The 20,603-nt window shown below is 68.5% G+C and carries 20 protein-coding genes and 1 other RNA gene; 13 read left to right on the forward strand and 8 right to left on the reverse strand.

Annotation, left to right across the window (positions count from 1 at the left end; genetic code table 11):
- Positions 1–13: 13 nt before the first annotated feature.
- The 11 genes from BOSE125_RS03595 to BOSE125_RS03645 all read left to right on the forward strand — a co-directional run bounded on the left by BOSE125_RS03595 (position 14) and on the right by BOSE125_RS03645 (position 10,285).
- The gene (locus tag BOSE125_RS03595) at positions 14–1,540 is read left to right on the forward strand and encodes a GntP family permease (RefSeq protein WP_159550022.1); all 1,527 of its coding nucleotides are present in this window, start codon (positions 14–16) and stop codon (positions 1,538–1,540) included.
- Between the two features lie 107 nt (positions 1,541–1,647).
- On the forward strand, positions 1,648–2,868 hold the full coding sequence (locus tag BOSE125_RS03600; RefSeq protein WP_159550025.1) for an acetyl-CoA C-acetyltransferase: 1,221 nt from the start codon (positions 1,648–1,650) through the stop codon (positions 2,866–2,868).
- A 104-nt stretch (positions 2,869–2,972) separates the two neighbouring features.
- The gene (locus BOSE125_RS03605; protein WP_201301260.1) at positions 2,973–3,728 is read left to right on the forward strand and encodes a 3-hydroxybutyrate dehydrogenase; all 756 of its coding nucleotides are present in this window, start codon (positions 2,973–2,975) and stop codon (positions 3,726–3,728) included.
- Between the two features lie 48 nt (positions 3,729–3,776).
- Positions 3,777–4,577 (forward strand): CoA transferase subunit A, encoded by an 801-nt coding sequence (locus BOSE125_RS03610; RefSeq protein ID WP_159550027.1) that lies wholly within the window; start codon positions 3,777–3,779, stop codon positions 4,575–4,577.
- Positions 4,574–5,218, forward strand: a complete 645-nt coding sequence (locus tag BOSE125_RS03615; RefSeq protein WP_201301129.1) for a CoA transferase subunit B — start codon at positions 4,574–4,576, stop codon at positions 5,216–5,218. The genes BOSE125_RS03610 and BOSE125_RS03615 overlap by 4 nt, the downstream gene beginning before the upstream one ends.
- Positions 5,219–5,430: 212 nt before the next feature.
- A complete protein-coding gene (gene ftsE / locus BOSE125_RS03620; protein ID WP_159554648.1) occupies positions 5,431–6,126 on the forward strand; it encodes a cell division ATP-binding protein FtsE in 696 nt (231 codons plus the stop codon).
- A complete protein-coding gene (gene ftsX / locus BOSE125_RS03625) occupies positions 6,123–7,037 on the forward strand; it encodes a permease-like cell division protein FtsX (protein ID WP_159550029.1) in 915 nt (304 codons plus the stop codon). Before ftsE ends, ftsX begins: the two co-directional genes overlap by 4 nt.
- Positions 7,038–7,184: 147 nt before the next feature.
- Complete coding sequence (locus BOSE125_RS03630; RefSeq protein WP_159550031.1) at positions 7,185–8,714, forward strand: M23 family metallopeptidase; 1,530 nt, start codon at positions 7,185–7,187, stop codon at positions 8,712–8,714.
- Between the two features lie 90 nt (positions 8,715–8,804).
- Positions 8,805–9,314, forward strand: a complete 510-nt coding sequence (smpB, locus tag BOSE125_RS03635) for an SsrA-binding protein SmpB (protein ID WP_159550033.1) — start codon at positions 8,805–8,807, stop codon at positions 9,312–9,314.
- A 115-nt stretch (positions 9,315–9,429) separates the two neighbouring features.
- Positions 9,430–9,800, forward strand: a transfer-messenger RNA (tmRNA) gene (gene ssrA, locus BOSE125_RS03640).
- A gap of 83 nt (positions 9,801–9,883) precedes the next feature.
- A complete protein-coding gene (locus BOSE125_RS03645; RefSeq protein WP_159550035.1) occupies positions 9,884–10,285 on the forward strand; it encodes a DUF2568 domain-containing protein in 402 nt (133 codons plus the stop codon).
- Positions 10,286–10,293: 8 nt separating this feature from the next.
- On the opposite strand, the gene BOSE125_RS03650 is transcribed toward BOSE125_RS03645, so the two are convergent.
- The 5 genes from BOSE125_RS03650 to aroA are packed head-to-tail and all read right to left on the reverse strand — an operon-like array spanning position 10,294 to position 14,473.
- Positions 10,294–10,635: a CrcB family protein gene (locus tag BOSE125_RS03650; protein WP_159550037.1), complete on the reverse strand. Its 342-nt coding sequence runs from the start codon at positions 10,633–10,635 to the stop codon at positions 10,294–10,296.
- Positions 10,632–11,120 carry a CrcB family protein gene (locus tag BOSE125_RS03655; RefSeq protein WP_159550039.1) on the reverse strand — a complete coding sequence of 163 codons (489 nt, stop codon included), beginning with the start codon at positions 11,118–11,120 and terminating at the stop codon, positions 10,632–10,634. The genes BOSE125_RS03650 and BOSE125_RS03655 overlap by 4 nt, the downstream gene beginning before the upstream one ends.
- Positions 11,120–11,938, reverse strand: coding sequence for a histidinol-phosphatase (hisN, locus tag BOSE125_RS03660; protein WP_159550041.1), 819 nt, complete (start codon positions 11,936–11,938; stop codon positions 11,120–11,122). The genes BOSE125_RS03655 and hisN overlap by 1 nt, the downstream gene beginning before the upstream one ends.
- A gap of 10 nt (positions 11,939–11,948) precedes the next feature.
- On the reverse strand, positions 11,949–13,097 hold the full coding sequence (locus tag BOSE125_RS03665; RefSeq protein WP_159550043.1) for a ribosome small subunit-dependent GTPase A: 1,149 nt from the start codon (positions 13,095–13,097) through the stop codon (positions 11,949–11,951).
- Complete coding sequence (gene aroA / locus BOSE125_RS03670) at positions 13,094–14,473, reverse strand: 3-phosphoshikimate 1-carboxyvinyltransferase (protein ID WP_159554650.1); 1,380 nt, start codon at positions 14,471–14,473, stop codon at positions 13,094–13,096. The genes BOSE125_RS03665 and aroA overlap by 4 nt, the downstream gene beginning before the upstream one ends.
- Before the next feature lie 197 nt (positions 14,474–14,670).
- Here aroA and BOSE125_RS03675 point away from each other — a divergent pair, with 197 nt between their 5' ends.
- Together BOSE125_RS03675 and rsrA are read left to right on the forward strand one after the other, a co-directional pair.
- The gene (locus BOSE125_RS03675) at positions 14,671–15,408 is read left to right on the forward strand and encodes a sigma-70 family RNA polymerase sigma factor (RefSeq protein WP_159550045.1); all 738 of its coding nucleotides are present in this window, start codon (positions 14,671–14,673) and stop codon (positions 15,406–15,408) included.
- Positions 15,405–15,671, forward strand: coding sequence for a mycothiol system anti-sigma-R factor (gene rsrA, locus BOSE125_RS03680; RefSeq protein ID WP_159550047.1), 267 nt, complete (start codon positions 15,405–15,407; stop codon positions 15,669–15,671). Before BOSE125_RS03675 ends, rsrA begins: the two co-directional genes overlap by 4 nt.
- Positions 15,672–15,812: 141 nt before the next feature.
- Here rsrA and BOSE125_RS18215 read toward each other — a convergent pair whose 3' ends face one another.
- From BOSE125_RS18215 to BOSE125_RS03690, 3 genes are all read right to left on the reverse strand, one after another.
- Complete coding sequence (locus BOSE125_RS18215) at positions 15,813–15,887, reverse strand: 50S ribosomal protein bL37 (RefSeq protein WP_371300742.1); 75 nt, start codon at positions 15,885–15,887, stop codon at positions 15,813–15,815.
- 116 nt (positions 15,888–16,003) lie between these two features.
- Positions 16,004–16,606, reverse strand: a complete 603-nt coding sequence (locus BOSE125_RS03685) for a GDSL-type esterase/lipase family protein (RefSeq protein WP_115930902.1) — start codon at positions 16,604–16,606, stop codon at positions 16,004–16,006.
- Between the two features lie 156 nt (positions 16,607–16,762).
- On the reverse strand, positions 16,763–20,593 hold the full coding sequence (locus tag BOSE125_RS03690; protein WP_159550050.1) for a multifunctional oxoglutarate decarboxylase/oxoglutarate dehydrogenase thiamine pyrophosphate-binding subunit/dihydrolipoyllysine-residue succinyltransferase subunit: 3,831 nt from the start codon (positions 20,591–20,593) through the stop codon (positions 16,763–16,765).
- Positions 20,594–20,603: the final 10 nt, after the last annotated feature.

Raw genomic sequence — 20,603 nt, forward strand, 5'->3', positions numbered from 1 at the left:
CAAGGAGACCCGAATGATCTTGGGGATCATTGGCATCATCCTGTCCCTCGCCCTGCTGATCACGCTGGCATACCGCGGCATGCCCGTCATCATCGCGGCGCCCATCGCGGCCGTCGTGGCCCTGGTGTTCTCCGGCGCGCCGATCCTGGCCTCCTACACGGAGATCTTCATGCCGGCACTCGCCGGGTTCGTGGGCCAGTACTTCCCGCTGTTCCTGCTCGGTGCCATGTTCGGCGTGCTGATGACGGTCACCGGTTATGCCGAGTCCATCGCCCGCTCGGTGGCCCGCTGGATCGGGGCCCGCAACGCCCTGGCCGCCACCGTGGTCACCTCCGCCCTGATGACCTACGGCGGCATCAGCCTCTTCGTGGTGGCCTTCGTGATGTTCCCCCTGGCCCGCGAACTGTTCCGCGTGGCGGACATCCCGAAGAGGCTGATCCCGGGGACCATCGCCCTGGGCATCTTCACGTTCACCATGACGGCCCTGCCGGGTTCCCCTCAGGTCCAGAACCTGATCCCGGGACAGTTTTTCGGCACCGACGGTTTCGCGGCCCCGGGGGTCGGCCTGGTGGGGACCGTGATGATCCTTGGGCTCGGCCTGGCGTGGCTCGAGTTCCGGCGCCGCCGGCTCATGGCCAACGGTGAGCACTTCAGCGATGCCAGTCCCCGCCGCGGGGACGGACCCGGTGCGGCGCTGGCCGGATCCGAGGCTGATTCCGCGACGGATTCCGCGACGGCTTCTGGAAGTGGCCCCGGCTCTTCTGCGAGTGGCCCCGACTCCGGCGCCCAGGTCCAGGTCAAGGAGGCCGAGGCCGGCACCTCCGGCGCCCTCATGACCCCGCGCAACGGGGTCGAGGCCTTCATCCCGCTGCTGGCCGTCATCGCCGTCAACTTCGGCTGCACCCTGCTGATCTTCCCCGCACTGAACTGGGACTACCTGCAGGAGGAGAAGTTCGGCGTCATCGAGTTGAGCTCCCGTGCCGGCATCTGGGCCGTCATCATCGCCCTGGCCGTGGCCATCCTGGTCATCGTGGCCTTCAACGTCCGCCGCTTCGGAGACCTGCGCAAGGCCTTCGTGGACGGGGCCAAGGGCTCCATGCTGCCGATCTTCTCCACGGCCTCGGAAGTCGGCTACGGTGCCGTCGTCGCCTCCGTGGCGGCCTTCGCCGTGATCCGGGACTCCGTGTTCAACATGGGCGGCAACGCGCTGGTCACCTCGGTGTTCTCCACCTCGGTCACCGCCGCCATCACGGGCTCCTCCTCGGGTGGCATGACCATCGCCCTGAACGCCTTCGGCGACGACCTCAGGACGCTGGCCCTGGACCAGGGGGTGAGCCTCGAGGCCATGCACCGCCTGACCGCCATGGCCGCCGGCGGCCTGGACACCCTGCCGCATTCCGGGGCCGTGGTCACCCTGCTGATCGTCTGCGGTATGACCCACCGCCAGTCCTACAAGGACATCTTCATGGTCACCCTCGTCATGCCGGTCATCACGGTCGCCGTGCTCACCGCCGTGGTCTCGGTGGTCGGGGCCTTCTGATGCGCCCGGCCCGGCCGATCTAGGCTGGATGTCATCCACGCCACACCACGTCACTCCACACCACGCGACACCACGTCGCCTCCCGACTCACCCACAGGAGAACTCCCATGACCACCACATCTTCTGCTCGCTCTGCTTCCCCCGCTGGACAGGACGCCGTGATCGTCGGCGGGGCCCGGACCCCGTTCACCCGGCTGCTGTCCCAGCAGGCCTCCCTGACCGCTGTGGACCTCGGCGCCCACGCCATCCGGCACGCCCTGCAGCGTGCCGGCGTGGACGGCGCGGACGTGGACTCGGTCATCATGGGCCAGGTCGTCCAGGCGGGCCAGGGGCAGAACCCGGCCCGCCAATCGGCCCTCGCCGCCGGACTGGACTGGAGCGTGCCGGCCACGACCATCAACAAGGTGTGCCTGTCCGGCCTTACCGCCGTCATCGATGCGGCGCGGCTCATCCGCCTGGGTGAGGCCGAGGTGGTGGTGGCCGGCGGGCAGGAGTCCATGACCAACGCTCCACACCTGTTGGTGGGAGCCCGGAAGGGATACAAGTACGGCCCGACGACGGTGCTCGACTCGGTCGCCTACGACGGCCTGACCGATGCGCTCAGCAAGGAGGCGATGGGCGAGCTCACCGAGTCCGGCAACACCGAGCGGCAGATCGACCGCCCCGCCCAGGACGAGGTCGCCGCGGCCTCGCACCGGCGAGCCGCCGCTGCTCAGGCCGACGGCACCTTCGAGACAGAGATCGCGCCCATCGAGATTCCGCAGCGCAAGGGCGAGCCGGTCGTCCTGTCCCAGGACGAGGGCGTGCGTCCGGACACCACCGTGGACTCCCTGGCCGGCTTGCGCCCGGCGTTCGCGCAGGAGGGGGGCATCACCGCTGGCAACTCCTCGCCGCTCTCCGACGGCGCCGCCGCCCTGGTGGTCACCTCGAGGGCCTATGCGGAGTCCCGTGGGCTGACCGTGCTGGCCACCGTCGGGGCTCCCGGCCAGGTGGCCGGGCCGAAGGACTCGTCCTTGCACTCCCAGCCGTCCAACGCCATCCGGGCTGCTCTGGCCAAGGAGGGTTGGTCCGTGGGGGACTTGGACTTCATCGAGATCAACGAGGCCTTCGGCGCCGTGGCGGTCCAGTCCCTGAAGGACCTGGAGTACCCGCTGGAGCGGACCAACCTCCACGGCGGTGCCATCGCCCTGGGTCACCCCATCGGCGCTTCCGGGGCTCGGCTGGCCCTGACCGCCGCCCTGGAACTGTCCCGGCGCGGCGGAGGCCGAACCGCCGTCAGCCTGTGCGGTGGTGGCGGCCAGGGCGAGGCCCTGCTGCTGAGTCTCTGAGATCCACCCCCACCTCACCACCCCCACCCCAACGCAGAAGGCAGGAACGTTCCGTGACCGAACCAGGGACCGCACCAGTGACAGAGCATCAGCAGACCACCGGGATCTTCCGGGACGGCATCCTCGCCGGACGGACCGCGGTGGTGACGGGAGGGGCCTCCGGGATCGGGGCGGCCTGTGTGCGTGCCCTGGCTGCGGCGGGGGCCACGGTGACCGTGGCCGATCTGAACGCGGAAGCGGCCGAGGCGCTCGCATCCGAGGTCGGCGGCACGGCCTGGGTGGCCGACCTCGCCGACACCGAGGCCCTGGACGACCTCCGGCTGGACACGGACATCCTGGTCAACAACGCGGGGATCCAGCGGGTCGCCCCGATCCACGAGTTCGACCCCCAGGCGTGGAGGTTCATCCACCGGCTCATGCTGGAGTCGCCGTTCCTGCTCACCCGGGCCGTCCTGCCGGGCATGTACGAACGGGGCTTCGGCCGGATCATCAACCTCTCCTCCGCCCACGGTATGCGCGCCTCGGCCTTCAAGAGTGCGTATGTCTCCGCCAAGCACGGTCTCGAGGGCCTGTCCAAGGTGACCGCCCTGGAGGGCGCGGAGCACGGGGTGACGTCGAACTGCATCAACCCGTCCTATGTGCGCACCCCGCTGGTGGAGAAGCAGATTGCCGACCAGGCGAAGAGCCACGGCATCTCGGAGGACGAGGTCGTGGAGAAGGTCATGCTGACCGAGTCCGCCGTCAAGCGCCTCGTCGAGCCGGAAGAGGTGGCCTCGCTGGTGCTCTGGCTGGCCTCGGACGTCTCCGGCATGGCCACCGGCGGTTCCTATGCGATGGACGGTGGCTGGACCGCCAGCTGAGACCGCAGACCAGCAGACCAGAAGACCAGCAGAACGGAAGGACAGACCATGAGTGTGGACAAGACGGTGGGTACCGCGGCGGAGGCAGTGGCCGATATCGGTGACGGCTCCTCGCTGGCGGTGGGTGGTTTCGGGTTGTCCGGCAATCCGGTCCAGTTGATCGAGGCATTGAGGGATCAGGGAGCGAAGGAGCTGTCCATCGTGTCCAACAACTGCGGCGTGGACGGCTGGGGCCTTGGGCTGCTGCTGGCCTCCGGGCAGATCGCCAAGATGACCTCGTCCTATGTGGGGGAGAACAAGGAGTTCGCCCGTCAGTACCTCGAGGGTGAGCTGGAGGTCGAGCTGGTGCCGCAGGGCACCCTGGCGGAGAAGCTGCGGGCCGGGGGAGCCGGCATTCCCGCGTTCTACACGCGTTCCGGCGTCGGGACCCAGGTGGCCGATGGTGGCCTGCCGATGCGGTACAACACGGATGGGACGGTGGCGAAGGCCTCGGCGCCGAAGGACGTGCGGTCCTTCTCCCTGGGCCAGACGGGGGAGAAGGACTACGTCTTGGAGGAGTCCATCGTGACGGACTTCGCGCTGGTCCACGCGGCGGTCGGTGACCGCCACGGCAACCTGGTCTTCAACAAGGCCACCCGCCAGTTCGCGCCGCCGGCGGCGATGTCCGCGACCGTGTGCATCGCCCAGGTGGAGAAGCTGGTCGAGCCCGGGGAGATCGATCCGGACCAGGTCCACCTGCCGGGGGTCTATGTGCACCGGATCGTGGAGGTCGGGCCGGACATCGAGAAGCCGATCGAGAAGCGAACCGTCCGCGCCGCCGGCCCGGACAGTGAGGAGGGGAACCGATGAGTTGGAGCCGAGATGAGATGGCGGCCCGGGCGGCGCAGGAGTTGCCGGACGGTGCCTATGTGAACCTGGGGATCGGGATGCCGACGCTGATCCCGAACCACATCCCGGAGGGGCGCACCGTGGTGCTGCAGTCCGAGAACGGGATCCTCGGGGTGGGTCCGTACCCGTTCGAGGAGGACGTGGATCCGGATCTGATCAATGCGGGCAAGGAGACGGTGACGGTCCGTCCGGGGGCCTCGTTCTTCGATTCGGCGTCCTCGTTCGGGATGATCCGCGGTGGCAAGATCGACGTCGCGGTGCTCGGTGGGATGCAGGTGGCTCAGAACGGGGATCTGGCGAACTGGATGGTGCCGGGCAAGATGGTCAAGGGCATGGGCGGGGCCATGGACCTGGTCCACGGTGCCGGCCGGGTGATCGTGCTGATGGACCACAACGCCCGGGACGGGGCCCCGAAGGTCCTCACGGAGTGTGACCTGCCGCTGACGGGCCAGGGGGTGGTGGACCGGATCATCACGGACAAGGCCGTGATTGACGTGGACAAGACGACGGATCCGAGCGCCCCGCGCCTGGTGCTGGTCGAGACCGCTCCCGGGCTCACGGAGGATGAGGTCCGCGAGGCCACCGGCGCCACCCTGTACTGACGCACACCTCCACGGCCCGACGCCGGCCGGTGGGTACCGGGGGCCCGACCACCTTGCGCGGTGGTCGGGCCCCGTGCTCCGCGCCGACTCACCGCCCAGCATCCCACCGCTGTTATCGCTTCGTGACTACCGTGGGAAAGGTCGGCACCGAGACTTCCCCAACCCAGCCCCTGGTGCCGCGGGATGATCGCGTCCGGGGGCAAGTGTGGAACATGATCCGGTTCGAGCAGGTCTCCAAGGTCTATGACCGCCGTTCCCGTCCGGCATTGCACGACGTGACGGTGGAGTTCGAGCGGGGTGAGTTCGTCTTCCTCGTGGGTGCCTCCGGTTCCGGGAAGTCCACCTTCATCCGCCTGATGCTGCGTGAGGAACGCGCCAGCAGCGGGACGGTCTACGTGGTCGGTCGGAACGTGGCACGGCTGCCCTCGTGGCGTGTGCCGAAGCTGCGCCGGGGGATCGGCGTGGTCTTCCAGGACTTCCGCCTGCTGCCCAACAAGACCGTCTACGGGAACGTGGCCTTCGCCATGCAGGTGCTCGGCAAGGGCCGGGCGCAGATCCGCCAGACCGTCCCCGAGGTCCTCGAGACCGTGGGCCTGGAGGGCAAGGAGAAGCGTATGCCGCACGAGCTCTCCGGTGGCGAGCAGCAGCGCGTGGCGATCGCCCGCGCCATCGTCAACCGGCCGGAGATCCTGCTGGCCGACGAGCCGACCGGCAACCTCGACCCGGAGACCTCACTGGGCATCATGGCCGTGCTGGACAAGATCAACCAGAACGGCACCACCGTGGTCATGGCCACCCATGACGACGACATCGTGAACCAGATGCGCCGCCGCGTGGTGGAGTTGGACGCCGGCGGGATCGTCCGTGACGAGTCCGGTGGCGGGTACCGGACGGCGGTGACGGCATGAGGTTCGCCTTCGTCCTCGGGGAGACGTTCTCCGGCATCCGCCGCAACCTGTCCATGGTCGTCTCGGTCGTGCTCGTGACCTTCATCTCGCTGACCTTCGTCGGGGCGGCGGGCCTGCTGCAGCAGCAGATCAACCAGATGAAGGGGTACTGGTATGACCGGGTCGAGGTGGCCATCTTCCTCTGCACGGACACCTCCACCACCACCTCGTGCGCCTCCGGTCCTGTCACGGACAGCCAACGCCAAGCCATCCAGGACCTGCTGGAGTCGCCCACGGCCGCCCCCTACGTCAAGAGCTTCGACTACGAGTCGCAGGACCAGGCCCTGGAGATCTTCCAGGAGCAGTTCAAGAACTCCGCCATGGCGGGCACCGTCACGGCAGACCAGTTGCCGGAGTCCTTCCGGGTGGCGCTGGTGGATCCCGAGCAGTACGAGGTCGTCAACGAGCTGTTCTCCTCCATGCCCGGCGTGGAGATCGTGTCCGACCAGCGCGAGTTGCTGGAGCAGATCTTCTCCCTGATGAACATGGCATCCGTCATCGCGGTCTCCGTGGCGGTGGTGATGCTGGTCTGTGCGGTGTTGCTGATCGCGACCACCATCCGGCTCTCCGCGTTCTCCCGCCGGCGCGAGACCGGAATCATGCGCCTGGTCGGTGCCTCGAAGACCATGATCCAACTGCCCTTCCTGTTGGAGGGGGTGATCGCCGCCCTCGCGGGCGCCGTCCTGGCCAGCATCACCACGTGGGCCGTGGCGGAGTTCTTCATCGGCGACTGGCTCACCGGCCAGTACCCGGGAACCGGTTTCATCGCGGGCGGGGACGCCCTGATCCTGATCCCCCTGCTGCTGGGCGTGGCGGTCCTGCTGGCCGCGCTTTCGTCGATCCTCACCCTGAGGCGTTACCTTAAGGTGTGATGATGGTGAGACAGGTGTGACTCGTGTGACACTTGTGACCAGATGTTGTCCGATTCGAGATAGTGCACCGCCTGATTCACCCGCAGGTCGCGGGCCCGCCCACGGGCCCACCGACCGTCTCTGACCGTATTCCTGACGGAGGAACCCGTGAAGCCACGCCGACTCTCCCGCGCCATCATCGGTGCCGGACTGGTCACCTTCCTGACCCTGTCCATGGGCGGCACCGCCACGGCACAGGACTCGATCGATGACCTGCAGCGCCAGATCGAGCAGGCAGAGCGCCAGCAGTCCGAGATCGATGAGGAGATCGGCGACCTGGGCGGGAAGCAGTCGGACCTGGAGGATCGCCAAGGTGATCTCGATGCGTCTCTCGAGGGCCTGGACTCCGACATCGCGGATAAGATCCGCGAACTGAACTCGCTCCAGGACCAATTGCCCGGGGCCCAGGAGGCGCTGACTGCCGCCGAAGGCCAGGTCTCGGCCGCCGCTGCGGAGGTCCAGTCACTCAATGAACGTGTGCGGCAGGCCGAATCGAGCCGCTCCGAGATCCTCGCCGAGATCGCCGCGAGCGAGCAGGAGTTGGACGTGGCCTCCGCCGAGATCGGGCAGATCGCCAACCAGGCCTACAAGCAGGGTGGTGTCTCCTCGGACCTTGCCTTCATCCTGGGCATGAGCGACTCCTCGTTGCCGGACGCCATGGGACTGGCGAACCAGGCCATGCGGATCCAGAACAGCCGCATTTCCACCGTCTCGCAGAGCAAGTCCACGGACGTCAACGCCGAGGTGCGCCTGGCCGCCGTCGAGACGGAGATCCGTGACCTGCGGGCCCAAGCCGAAGAGGCGCTGCAGCGCGAGGAGCAGGCCCGTGACGCCGCCGCCACCGCCAAGCGGGAACTCGACCAGATGGTCTCCACCACGTCGGAGCTGACCGACGAGCTCAAGGCGCAGCGCCCTCAGATCCAGGCGCAGATCGACGCCAACCGAGCGGCTCAGGACCAGGTCAACGATCAGATCGCCGAGCGCCAACGGGCGTTGACGGCCCAGGCTGGCAAGGCCAGCGACCTTCAGGAACAGCACCGTGCGGCCGTGGCCGAGGCCGAACGCAAGCGCCGCGAGGCCGAGGAGGCGGCCCGCAAGGCCCGGCAGGCCTCGGCTGCGAACCGGGCAGCCGCGCAGGCCTCGGCCGAGCAGGCCGAACGCGAGGCCAGCGCCGCGGAGGACCGGGCGAGCGAGGCGGAGAAGGCGGCCAGCACCTCGAGCAGCTGGGGCCTGCAGTGGCCGCTGAACACGTACATCACCTCGGGATTCGGCTGGCGTCCGACGCCGTCCGGCACCTTCGACTACGGGGGCGCCGGAGGCTACGTCCACACCGGCATGGACTTCGGCGGTGGCTGCGGCCTGCCGATCCGGGCCTCGGCGGACGGCGAGGTCTGGAACGCGGACTGGGCGGTGTGGACCTCGGGCAAGCGCGTGGTCATCTCCCACGGCGTGGTCAACGGGCGTGCCCTGGCCACCAAGTACCACCACATGACCCGGTACATCGTGTCCCCGGGGCAGGACGTCAAGCGCGGCCAGATCATCGGCTACACCGGCACCACCGGCAACTCCACCGGCTGCCACCTGCACTTCGAGACGATCCTGGACGGCCAGGCCGTCAACCCCGCCGGTCTGCTCTGAGGCTGGCCCGGTGCCGTCCCTTGACGGCGGCGGTACACTGGTGAGTCTGTGTATTGAGCATCCGACCCGTCGGAAAGGAGGGGACCGGCTATGGCCAAGAAGTCCGCCGGCAAGTCCGGCAAGTCGTCCACCCCGGACGGCCGGCAGATCATCGCGACCAACCGCAAGGCCCGGCACAACTACCTCATCCTGGACACCTACGAGGCCGGGATCTCCCTGATGGGGACCGAGGTCAAGTCCCTGCGTGAGGGCAACGCCTCCCTGGTGGACGGATTCGCCGTCTTCTACGGGGACGAGCTCTACCTCGAGCAGGTCTACATCCCGGAGTACCTCAACGGGTCCTGGACCAACCACTCTGCACGCCGGCGGCGCAAGCTGCTGCTGCACCGCCAGGAGTTGACCAAGATCTCCCGCCAGATCATGGAATCCGGACACACCATCGTTCCGCTGCAGCTGTACTTCCGGGACGGCCGGGTCAAGGTCGAGATCGGCATCGCCCAGGGCAAGAAGGACTATGACAAGCGCCATGCCCTGCGTGAGAAGCAGGACAACCGTGAGGCGCAGCGTGCCATGAGAATACGCAACCGCCGGGCGGCCTGATGTCAGGAGACCGGCCGGAATACCCCGGACCGGGGATGCGTTACACTGGGTAGTCCGGACCAGGCGGGGAATCAGAGAAGCCTCGCAGGGAACCGGTTGATTGAGAACAGAACATGGGGATGATCGGTTTCGACGATGTGAGTCGCGACAGGGGAAGCGGGCCGAGGATGCAGAGTTATCTCGGAAACGCTCTCTGCAAACCAACAAGTGCCGAATCTAAGCGCACTGACTTCGCTCTCGCTGCCTGATCAGTGAACGAGTCCGTCAACCTGAGGATGCTATCGCCCCAGGACCTGGCGTCGATTAGATAGCCAATGTCCACCACCCTCGCCGGGGGTCGTGGTGGAGACCTTAATCCGGCTGGGCCCGGGTTGGCTGCCTGTTTGCGGGACAGCCAGGGCCGAGTAACACCCACAGCAAACTGCGCCCGGAGAAGACCTGGCAACGCTGCATCGGACGCGGGTTCAATTCCCGCCATCTCCACCATCCCACGGCATAGGCCCTGGGACACCGTTCAACGGTGTCCCAGGGCCTTTGTCATATCCGTCTTTCCCCTAGACTGGGCAATCATGCCAGTCACCGCCGGTCCCGCCCTCCACGCCGTCCTTCTCTTCCTGCTCGAACTCGGACTCCTGGGTGCGGCGGGGTTCTGGGCGCTGACGCTGTTCTCCAGCCCCTGGGCGGCCGTCGTGGCCGTGATCGTGGTGGCGGCCGGATGGGGCCTGCTGCTCTCGCCCAAGGCTCCGGCCCGGCCACCGTGGCCCTGGCACGCGGTGGCCGCTCACGTGTTGTTCGTCCTGGGCGCCGTGGTGCTCTTCGCCGTCGGCCAGCCGCTGATCGCCGCCGTCTACCTCGCGCTGATCCTCGTGTCCGTGGCCCTGACCGTCGTCTATCGAGACCGGGTCGGCCGAGCAACGGAGCGGATCCGAGAGTCCGCCGCGCCCTCGGGCCGCCGCGCCGCCGGCCGGTAGGCCTCCTGCTAGCGGAAGGTGCCGCCGGTGGCGAGCCCCAGTCCGACGGCCAGCATGGCGAGTGCCAGGTGTGCGGACCAGGACCCGACGGCGGCGGCGAACCTCCCGGACAGGGCATCCCGCGCCGTGGAGACGGAGACGGTGGAGAAGGTGGTGAGGGCTCCGGCCAGGCCGACCACCCAGATGGCCTGGGCAGGTCCGGAGACTCCCGTGGTGGCCAGCCCGGCCACGAAGGAGCCGATCGCGTTGGCCACCAGGATGCCACGTGGCTGGAGATAGTGATCCGCGAGCAGCCGCAGGACCGCGCCGACGGCTCCCGCCAGCGCCAGCGCCAGCAGCATCCCCGTCATCGCCGGTGTCCTCCGGAGGCGTTCCCCTCCACGGGGGAGGACCACCCTCCCAGGCGCAGACCGGCGGCGGCGCAGGCGGTCCCCAGCGTCGCTCCGGCTGCGAGGGCCAGGAGGGTGCCGGCGAGGCCGGCCACGAGCGTGACCCCGCCGGGGGAACCGGTCTGAATGAATCCCGTGACGCCGAAGGCCGGGGCCACGGAGGCGGCCACCACCACGGCGGACAGTGAGGTGTAGGCCCCCAGCACGCCGACACCGAGGCCGGCCACGAGCCAACGCGGCAGGGTCCGCCGCGAGCTGATGCCTGCCAACAGCCCCAGCAGGAAGGACCCGGACAGGTTCACCAGCCCCAGGCTGATCCATCCGGCCACGGGTGAACCGGTCTCCGGGGTCGGAGCCACGAGCAGCCAGCGCAGCAGCGTCCCGAGGGCACCGCCGGCCGCCACGGCGCCGACGACGGCCCATCCGGGGTGGCGTGGCCGTTCCATCAGGCCTGCTGCTGGCCGATCAACTCCGGATTGAGGGACTCGAGGGCGTCCGGATGCAGCAGCCCGTTGGTGGCCAGGGCGTTGCCGCCGAAGGGACCGTCCTCGCCCTCGAGCGAGGTGAAGCGCCCGCCGGCCTCGGTGATGATCGGCACCAGCGCCGCCATGTCATAGAGCTCGAGCTCCGGTTCGCAGGCGATGTCCACGGCACCCTCGGCCACCATCATGTAGGACCAGAAGTCACCGTAGGCCCGGGTCCGCCACACGGTGGAGGTCAGCTCGAGGAACTCGCGGATGTTGCCCCGCTCCCGCCATCCCTCCAGGGAGGAGTAGGACAGCGAGGCGTCCTCGATCCTGGAGACGTTCGAGACGTGGATGCGGGTGGCCGAGGCGATGGACTTGCCGGTGTAGGCGCCGGTACCCTTCGCAGCCCACCATCGGCGGTTCAGGGCCGGGGCGGAGACCACGCCGACCACGGGCACGCCGTCGTCGAGCAGGGCGATGAGCGTGGCCCAGACGGGGACGCCGCGCACGAAGTTCTTGGTGCCGTCGATGGGGTCTACGACCCAGCGCCGTGGCCCGTGGCCGTGCTCGCCGAACTCCTCGCCGAGGACGGCATCACGGGGACGGGCGCGGGCCAGGTTGCCCCGGATGAGTTCCTCGGCGCCCCGGTCCGCATCGGTCACGGGGGTCAGGTCCGGCTTCGTGTGGACCGTGAGGTCCTGCGCCTTGAAGCGGGACATGGTCTGGGAGTCAACCGAGTCGGCCATGATGTGGGCCAGTCGAAGATCATCGGTGTAGTTCTTGGGCGCATCCGTCATGGAGGCCACGCTACCGTTCCCCGGCGGCCGTATCGGAACGTCCGTCGAGGAGGCGCCGCAATGACGCCAGCCGTTCGGGTCCGGACGCCCCCGCGTGCCCCGCGGCCACCCAGGCGTCCAGGGCGCACCCGGGCTCGCCGGCAGCGTGCAGGCAGCCGCGGGGGCAGTCGGCCAGTGCCGGTGCCAGGTCCTCGAAGGCCTCCACCACGCGGTCCCGGTCCACCAGTCCCAGGCCGAAGGACCGAATGCCGGGGGTGTCCACCAACCAGGATCCGTCCGCGCAGTCCGCACCGATCGACTTCGGCAGCGGGATCGCCAGCGCCGAGGACGAGGTGTGGCGGCCGCGGCCCGTGACGGCGTTGACGTGGCCGGTGGCACGCCGGGTCCCGGCCAGGGCGTTGAGCAGGGTGGACTTCCCGACGCCGGAGGGCCCCACGAGCACGGAGATGTGGCCTTCCAGCCGGGTCCTGAGGGTGGCGAGCAGGCCGGCGTCCAGGTCCGCGTCGCCGTCCGGCCCGTCCGTGCTGTCCGTGCCGCCCTCCTTCGCCGGCTCCGCGGTGCCAACATGGGCTGGCTCCGCGGCGCCCGAGGTGAGGACCTCGAGGTCGAGGTGGCGGTAGTGGGAGAGCAGGTCGGCGGGATCCCGCAGGTCGGTCTTGGTGATGCACAGGATCGGCTCGATGCCGGCATCATAGGCGGCCACCAGGGCCCGGTCGATGAAGCCGGTGCGGGGTTCCGGATTGGCCGCGGCCACCATGATCACCAGGATGTCCACGTTGGCCACCACCACGCGCTCGTAGGCGTCCGAATCGTCGGCGGAGCGGCGCAGGACCGTGGATCGGTCCTCGATCCTCACGATCCGCGCGAGGCTCCCCTCGCGGCCGGAGAGGTCCCCGACGACGCCCACGAGGTCACCCGTGACCACGGGATTGCGGCGTAGTTCCTTGGCACGCATCGCGGTGATGTCCCGGGTGCCGTCATCGTCACGGACCTGCACCGTGTACCGCCCGCGGTCCACCGTGACGACCCGGCCCACCAGGGCCTCCCCATGCGTGGGGCGGTCCTTGGTGCGGGGACGGGACCCCTTCTTGGACGGGCGGGCACGGACATCGGACTCGTCCCACCGGCGCGGGTCGAAGTCGCGGCCGGGGCGGCTCATCCCCCCACCAGCCCGGTCCACATCTCCGGGAAGTCCGGCATCGTCTTCGCCGTGGTGGCGATGTTGCGGACGGTCACGTCCGGCACCGCCAGGCCCACGACGGCGGCGAAGGTCGCCATCCGGTGATCCTCATAGGTGTCCAGCGTGGCTCCGTGCAACGGTGCGGTCCCGGCGGGGAGGCCGGTGAACACGAGGTGGTCCCGGCCCTCCTCGACCGCACCGCCGAGACGCCCGGCCTCGGTCGCCAGTGCCGCCAGACGGTCCGTCTCATGACCGCGCAGCTGGCCGATGCGGGTCAACTGCCCCGGACCCTCCGCCAGCAGGCAGAGGGCCGCCACGGTGGGGGCCAGTTCCCCGGTATCCGCGATCTCGCCCGGGGCGGTGATACGGGGTCCACCGGTCACGGTCAGCGTGCCGGTGGCACCGCCCGGGACAGTGGGGGAGAAGTCCACGCGGGCTCCGAAGGCAGGCAGGATGCTGCGCCAGCGGTCACCGATCTGGGTGGTCTGGGCGGGCCAGTCGGGAACGGAGACCGTGCCGGCCGTGGCGACGGCCGCCGCCAGGAAGGGCCCTGCGTTGGACAGATCCGGCTCCACCGCGGTGTCCAGGGCGCGGATCGGCCCGGGGGAGACCCTCCACTCGCCGGGCACGGAGTCGTCCACCTGGACACCGCAGCGCCGCAGCACCGCCACCGTCATGCCGACGTGCTCGGGGCTCGGCACCGTCTCTCCGGTGTGCACGAGGTGCAGACCTTCGCGGAAGCGGGGGGCGGCCAGCAGCAGGGCTGAGACGAACTGACTCGACCCGGAGGCATCCACCTCGACCCGGCCGCCGTTCACTCCGCCGGTGCCGTGGACGGTGAAGGGCAGGGTGCCGGCGTCGAGTCCGGGGCCGTCCATCCGGACGCCGAGGCGGGCCAGGCCGTCCAGGACCGGACCCATGGGCCGGGACAGCGCGGCCTCGTCACCGGTGAACCGGACGGAGCCGGACACGAGCGCGGCCACCGGTGGGACGAACCGCATGACGGTACCGGCCAGGCCACAGTCGATGGTGACGTCGCCGAGCGGATCAGCCGCGCCGGCGTCGGGCCCGGTGGTGGGGACGGGGGAGGGAAGGGGCGTGACCTCCACCGTGCCGGGCGCGACCTCCGTGATGGTGGCCCCCAGGGCGACGAGGGCCTGGACCATGAGCCGGGAGTCACGGCTGTCCAGCACGCCGCGCAGGCGGCTGGGCCCGTCAGCCAGGGCAGCCAGCACCAGATAGCGGTTGGTGAGCGACTTGGAGCCGGGCACGCGCACGGTGCCGGAGACGGGGCCGGAGGCTCGAGGTGCGGGCCAGGGATCGAGGGGTGCGGGAAAGGTGCTCACCCTGCCCAGATTACCGGCCGCGGAATATCCCTGCTGGTTGGGTTGCTGTACTCGCCAAGATCCAGCTGATCTCCAGCTGCTCTGCACCAGTCCAGCACAGTCCAGCAGAGTCCAGTCGTCTCGGAAGGATGGTCCCCATGGCCCCAGCCGCAGTGTCGCTTGCCGAACGGCCCCTCCTGACGGACCGGGCCGTAGACTGGCAGGCAATGGATACCAAAGACACCGCCTCGGTCCCCGCGGCGCACGACAACCCGGACGTGGACCTCACCTCGGAATCGGACGGCGCACGGCGCATGCGCTTCGAGCGGGACGCCCTGGAGTACGTGGACCAGTTGTATTCGGCAGCCATGCGCATGACGCGCAACCCACAGGACGCCGAGGACCTGGTCCAGGAGGCCTTCACCAAGGCGTATTCGTCCTTCCATCAGTACAAGCCGGGGACCAACCTCAAGGCATGGCTGTACCGGATCCTGACGAACACCTACATCAATCTGTACCGCAAGCGTCAGCGCCAGCCCCAGCAGGCGGCCACGGACACGGTCGAGGACTGGCAGATGGCCCAGGCCGCCGAGCACACGTCCAGCGGCCTGCGGTCCGCCGAGACCGAGGCGTTGGACCACCTGCCCGATTCGGACGTCAAGGACGCCCTGCAGGCCATTCCGGAGGAGTTCCGCCTGGCCGTGTACTTCGCGGACGTGGAGGGCTTCGCCTACAAGGAGATCGCCGGGATCCTCGACATCCCCATCGGCACGGTCATGAGCCGGCTGCACCGCGGCCGCAAACTGTTGCGCGGCTTGCTGACGGACTACGCCCGGGACCGCGGCATCAAGGTCGATCGTGCTGGCAAGAAGGGCCCCCAGGGCGGCGCGAAGAACCAGAAGAGTACGACCACGACGACAGACCACGAGACAGACCACAAGACGGACAAGGAGGCGGGCAGATGAGCGAGGACTGCCAGAAGATCGGCGACTGTGAGGATGCCCGCATCCAGCGGCTCTACGAGTACCTCGACGGTGCGCTGACCCACCAGGACCTCGAGGAGGTCAAGAACCACCTGGGTGAATGCACGGACTGCTCCCACGAGTACGACCTGGAGTGCATCATCCGCTCCGTGGTCAAGCGCAGCTGCTCCGAGAAGGCCCCCTCGACCTTGAAGGTCAGCATCATGGCCCGCATCAGTGAGATCAAGGTGGAAGCCGGCCATTGACCCCGGCGGTTGCGTGCTGGTTGCGAGAGCGGTCCGCGGCAACGGCTTCACGCAGGACGAGAACGGGCTTAAAGCAACAGACCCCGCCGGAGCGGACGGATCAACCGTCCCGATCGGCGGGGTCTAGTGCGTTGCAGGGCCTCAGGAGTTGGGCCGCTTGCCGTGGTTGGCGCTGCCCTTGCGGCGGTCCTTGCGCTTGCGTCCACGCTTGCTCATCGCGGTTCCTTCCGGTGATGGATGCCGTCATCGATACATGACAGCGTCCTCCAGTTTCGCACACGCCGGTTGCCCGGCCCAACTTGGAGGTGGCCCCGCTGGCGGGGGAACCGCGGTCAGGCGGTGGGCTCCGGCACGTTCAGCCACTGGTACCAGCCGCGGTGCAGCACGAGCCAGGCGATGAGGCCGTAGCCGGCCTGGCCGGGCAGGCCCTGACCCGCCGCCAGGTCATTGCGCCACTGCTCGTGGTTGACCAGCGGCGTGAAGGTGTCCACGTAGTAGTGGTGGCGCCGGTCCGCCACGTCCATGTAGGCCGTGTTCAGCTCCTGCAGCCGCGCATTGCGCTCACCGTCCAAGGACGGAACGGGACCCACCACGAGGGTGGCGATGTCCAGTTGCGCGGCCCGGTCCAGGATGTTGGCCAGGTTCAGGCGCGCACGGGCCGTGGAGGACTCCCGGTCCAGGTCGAGGTCGGACAACCCGATGACCAGCCGGTTCTCGGTCCCCTCGCCGTAGCGCAGCGCCGTCTCCGACTGCCACCGCTGGGACAGGGCCTCGGTTCCCTCGTCCGGGCGGGCGAGGACATAGCTCTCCAGGTGCACCCCGGGTGCCGAGGTCTTGGCCAGCACGCGTCCGAGCCAGCCCAGGGCGCGGGGGTCGCCCACGCCGGCCAGCAATTCATTGCCGACGGAGGCGATGCGGATCCGACGAATCTCCACTGTTTACCTTTCGATGGGGTGCCCGTCACTGTACCAAGGCCGACTGGGAGCCGTGCACGGAGTCAGGGTCTGGCGGGAAGCACTGGGGAGCACTCGGCCCGGCCACGTGAGGTGGTGGCCGGGCCGAATACCCCCGTCAGGGACTGGCGGTGACGCTCAGCGGCCGAAGGCCTGGTCCAGCAGGATGGAGGCCTCGTGATCGTGGCGGACCTTGGAGCCGGCCGATGTGGAGGCCGAGGCCTGGCGGGACACCAGAGTGACCTTCCGGTCCAGTTCCGGCAGCAGGTTCAGTGCCATGAACGGCCACGGACCCTGGTTGGCGGGCTCGTCCTGGACCCAGGACACCGTGGCGTTCGGGTACTTGGCCAGCTCGGCCTGGATCTCCTCGGAGGGCAACGGGTAGAGCTGCTCCACACGGATGATCGCCGTCTTGGTGTCCCCGTCCTTCTGGCGGCGGGCCAGCAGGTCGTAGTACAGGCGCCCGGAGACCAGCAGGACCTTCTCCACCGAGTTGCCGACCTCGTGGTCCGGGATGACCGCCTGGAAGCGGCCCTGCGTGAAGTCCTCGACCGTTGAGGAGGCCGCCTTCAGGCGCAGCAGCTGCTTGGGCGTGAACACGATCAGCGGCCTGCGCGGACGCGCGTAGGCCTGCTCGCGAAGCAGGTGGAAGTGGTTCGCACCGTTGGACGGGTTGGCCACCCGCATGTTCTCCTGGGCGCACATCTGCAGGAAGCGCTCGATCCGTGCGGACGAGTGGTCCGGCCCCTGTCCCTCATAGCCGTGCGGCAGCAGCAGCACGAGCGAGGAGTTCTGGCCCCACTTCTGCTCCGAGGAGGAGAGGAACTCGTCGATCACGGTCTGGGCGCCGTTGACGAAGTCGCCGAACTGGGCCTCCCACAGCACGAGGGCGTCCGAGCGCTCCACGGAGTACCCGTAGTCGAAGCCCATCGCGGCGTACTCGCTCAGGAGGGAGTCGTACGCCCAGAACTTGGCCTGGTCGCTGGACAGGTTGCGGATCGGCGTCCACTCGTCATCCGTCACGCGGTCGTGGAAGACCGCGTGACGCTGCACGAAGGTGCCGCGGCGCGAGTCCTGGCCCGCCAGTCGCACCGGCACGCCCTCCATGAGCAGCGAGCCGAAGGCCGCGAGCTCGGCGAAGCCCCAGTCGATGTCCCCGTTGACGGCCATCTTGGCACGCTTCTCGAGCAGCGACTTGAGCTTCGGGTGGATGGTGAAGTCCTCGGGGATCTCCAGGTGGGCCTGACCGATCCGCTGCAGGGTCTCCTCGGTGATCTTGGTGCCGTCCGGCGCCTCGGGAGTGCGGTCCTCATTGTCCGTGGTCTTCTCCAGGCCGGTGCCGATGACCGGGATGGGCGAAGTCTGGGCCTCATGGGTCTCTGCGAACACGCGCTCCAGGCGCTGCTGGTAGTCCTTGAGGGCCGAGTCCGCCTCGTCCTGGGTGATGTCACCGCGGCCGACCAGGTTCTCCACGTACAGCTTGCGCACCGAGCGCTTCTGCTCGATGAGGTTGTACATGCGCGGCTGGGTCATCGAGGGATCGTCACCCTCGTTGTGGCCGCGGCGGCGGTAACAGATCATGTCGATGACGACATCCTTGTTGAACCGCTGCCGGTACTGGTAGGCCAGTTGGGCCACGCGGACCACGGACTCCGGGTCGTCACCGTTGACGTGGAAGACCGGCGCCTGGATGGTCTTGGCCACGTCCGTGGCGTAGACCGAGGACCGGGCGGAGGACGGCGGGGTGGTGAAGCCGACCTGGTTGTTGACCACCACGTGGATGGTGCCGCCGGTGCGGTAGCCCCGCAGCTGGGAGAGGTTCAGCGTCTCCGCCACCACGCCCTGGCCCGCGAAGGCGGCGTCCCCGTGCACCAGGATCGGCAGCACGGAGTAGGAGTTCACGGAGTCGCCCCCGCGGTCCAGGCGGTCCTGCTTGGCGCGGACCACACCCTCCAGGACCGGGTTCACGGCCTCGAGGTGGGAGGGGTTGGCGGCCAGGTAGACCTTGGTGCGGTTGCCGCGGTCCGAGATGAAGGTGCCCTCGGTGCCGAGATGGTATTTCACGTCACCGGAGCCCTCTACGGAACCCGGGATCGCGGTGCCCTCGAACTCGCGGAAGACCTGAGCGTAGGTCTTGCCCGCGATGTTGGTCAGGACGTTGAGGCGGCCGCGGTGGGCCATGCCGATCGCGACCTCGTCGAGGCCGTCGTCGGCAGCGCCGGACATCACCCCGTCCAGCAGGGCGATCAACGATTCACCGCCTTCCAGGGAGAAGCGCTTCTGGCCGACGAACTTGGTCTGCAGGAACGTCTCGAAGGCCTCGGCGGCATTGAGGCGGCCGAGGATGCGCAGCTGCTCCTCACGCGTGGGCTTGGCATAGGGATGCTCCAGCTCGTCCTGGAACCACTTGCGCTCGGTCGGGTCCTGGATGTGCATGTACTCCACGCCGGTGTTGCGGCAGTAGGCATCCCGCAACACGCCGAGGATGCTGCGCAGAGGCAGCATGGGCTGGCCGCCGAAGCCGCCGGTGGGCCACTCGCGGTCCAGGTCCCACAGGGTCAGCCCGTGCTCCAGGATGTCCAGGTCCGGGTGCTTGCGCATCGTGTATTCGAGCGGGTCCACGTCGGCGATCAGGTGGCCACGCACGCGGTAGGAGTGGATCATCTGCTGGATCCGGGCGACCTTGTTGATCTGGTCTTCCGGGTTGACCTGCACGTCCGGCTTCCACTGCACGGGCTCGTAGGGGATCCGCAGCGACTCGAAGATCTCCTCGTAGAAGCCCTGCTCACCGAGCAGCAGCCCGTGGATGATCTTCAGGAACTCACCGGAGGCGGCACCCTGGATCACGCGGTGGTCATAGGTGGAGGTCAGCGTGATCGTCTTGGAGACGGCCAGGCGGTTCAGGGTCTTCTCGGAGGCCCCTTGGAATTCGGCCGGGTAGTTCAGGGCACCGACGCCGATGATCGCGGCCTGGCCCTCGGAGAGGCGCGGCACGGAGTGAACGGTGCCGATGCCACCGGGGTTGGTCAGCGAGACGGTGGTGCCGGCGTAGTCGTCCAGGCCCAGCTTGTTGTCCCGGGCGCGCTTGACCAGGTCCTCGTAGGCGCGCCAGAAGTCGATGAAGTTCATGGACTCGGCGCCCTTGACGTTCGGGACCACGAGGGTGCGCGAGCCGTCCTTCTGCGGCAGGTCGATGGCCAGGCCGAAGTTGATGTGGGCCGGTTCCACGATGGAGGGCTTGCCGTCCACCTCGCGGTACAGGACGTTCATGGCCGGGTACTGGGCCAGGGCACGGATCAGGGCGTAGCCGATCAGGTGCGTGAAGGAGACCTTGCCGCCGCGGCTGCGCTTGAGGTGGTTGTTGATGACCACGCGGTTGTCGATGAGCAGCTTGGCAGGGACGTCGCGAACCGTGGTCGCGGTCGGCATGGACAGCGAGGCGTCCATGTTCTTCGCCACGGCCCGGGACATTCCGCGCAGGGGGGAGACCTTGTCCTCGGTGGACTCCTCGGAGCCCTTCTTCTTCGTCTTCTCCGGCTCGGACGGGACGGGGGCGGTGGCCGGGGCGCCCGACTTCTTCACGGCGGGGGATGCCGAGGCAGCGGACGGGGCGGTGGACTTCTCGGACTTCTTCGGGTCCTCCGTCTTCCCAGCCGGCGCGGCCTTCGCTGTCCGCTCTGCCTTCTCAGTCTTGTCGCCAGAGCCGGCGGACTGGCCCGAACCGTTCGAATCGGCACGCTTGCCGACGTCGACGGCGGTGTCCTTCACGGCCTGCGAGGACGCCCTGGCCGGCGCGGCGGACGGAGCGGCTGCGGATGCCGGAGTGTCTGCTTCCAGCCGTTCGAAGATCTGGACCCACTTGGCATCCACGGAGGACTTGTCCGCCTTGTACTTGTCGTAGATTTCCGCGACGAGCCATTCGTTTCCGGGAAATTCCGCGGAAAGCCGGTCGGACGTGAGTTCTGGCACGGTGGTAACG

This window comes from Citricoccus sp. K5, assembly GCF_902506195.1.
Lineage (GTDB): Bacteria > Actinomycetota > Actinomycetes > Actinomycetales > Micrococcaceae > Citricoccus.

Bases quoted from the DNA above. Each gene is read 5' to 3' on its own strand.
- BOSE125_RS03595 (WP_159550022.1), top strand. From the start codon at position 14: ATGATCTTGGGGATCATTGGCATCATCCTGTCCCTCGCCCTGCTGATC.
- BOSE125_RS03600 (WP_159550025.1), top strand. From the start codon at position 1,648: ATGACCACCACATCTTCTGCTCGCTCTGCTTCCCCCGCTGGACAGGAC.
- BOSE125_RS03610 (WP_159550027.1), top strand. From the start codon at position 3,777: ATGAGTGTGGACAAGACGGTGGGTACCGCGGCGGAGGCAGTGGCCGAT.
- BOSE125_RS03615 (WP_201301129.1), top strand. From the start codon at position 4,574: ATGAGTTGGAGCCGAGATGAGATGGCGGCCCGGGCGGCGCAGGAGTTG.
- ftsE (WP_159554648.1), top strand. From the start codon at position 5,431: ATGATCCGGTTCGAGCAGGTCTCCAAGGTCTATGACCGCCGTTCCCGT.
- ftsX (WP_159550029.1), top strand. From the start codon at position 6,123: ATGAGGTTCGCCTTCGTCCTCGGGGAGACGTTCTCCGGCATCCGCCGC.
- smpB (WP_159550033.1), top strand. From the start codon at position 8,805: ATGGCCAAGAAGTCCGCCGGCAAGTCCGGCAAGTCGTCCACCCCGGAC.
- BOSE125_RS03645 (WP_159550035.1), top strand. From the start codon at position 9,884: ATGCCAGTCACCGCCGGTCCCGCCCTCCACGCCGTCCTTCTCTTCCTG.
- BOSE125_RS03650 (WP_159550037.1), bottom strand. From the start codon at position 10,635: ATGACGGGGATGCTGCTGGCGCTGGCGCTGGCGGGAGCCGTCGGCGCG.
- BOSE125_RS03655 (WP_159550039.1), bottom strand. From the start codon at position 11,120: ATGGAACGGCCACGCCACCCCGGATGGGCCGTCGTCGGCGCCGTGGCG.
- hisN (WP_159550041.1), bottom strand. From the start codon at position 11,938: ATGACGGATGCGCCCAAGAACTACACCGATGATCTTCGACTGGCCCAC.
- BOSE125_RS03665 (WP_159550043.1), bottom strand. From the start codon at position 13,097: ATGAGCCGCCCCGGCCGCGACTTCGACCCGCGCCGGTGGGACGAGTCC.
- BOSE125_RS03675 (WP_159550045.1), top strand. From the start codon at position 14,671: ATGGATACCAAAGACACCGCCTCGGTCCCCGCGGCGCACGACAACCCG.
- rsrA (WP_159550047.1), top strand. From the start codon at position 15,405: ATGAGCGAGGACTGCCAGAAGATCGGCGACTGTGAGGATGCCCGCATC.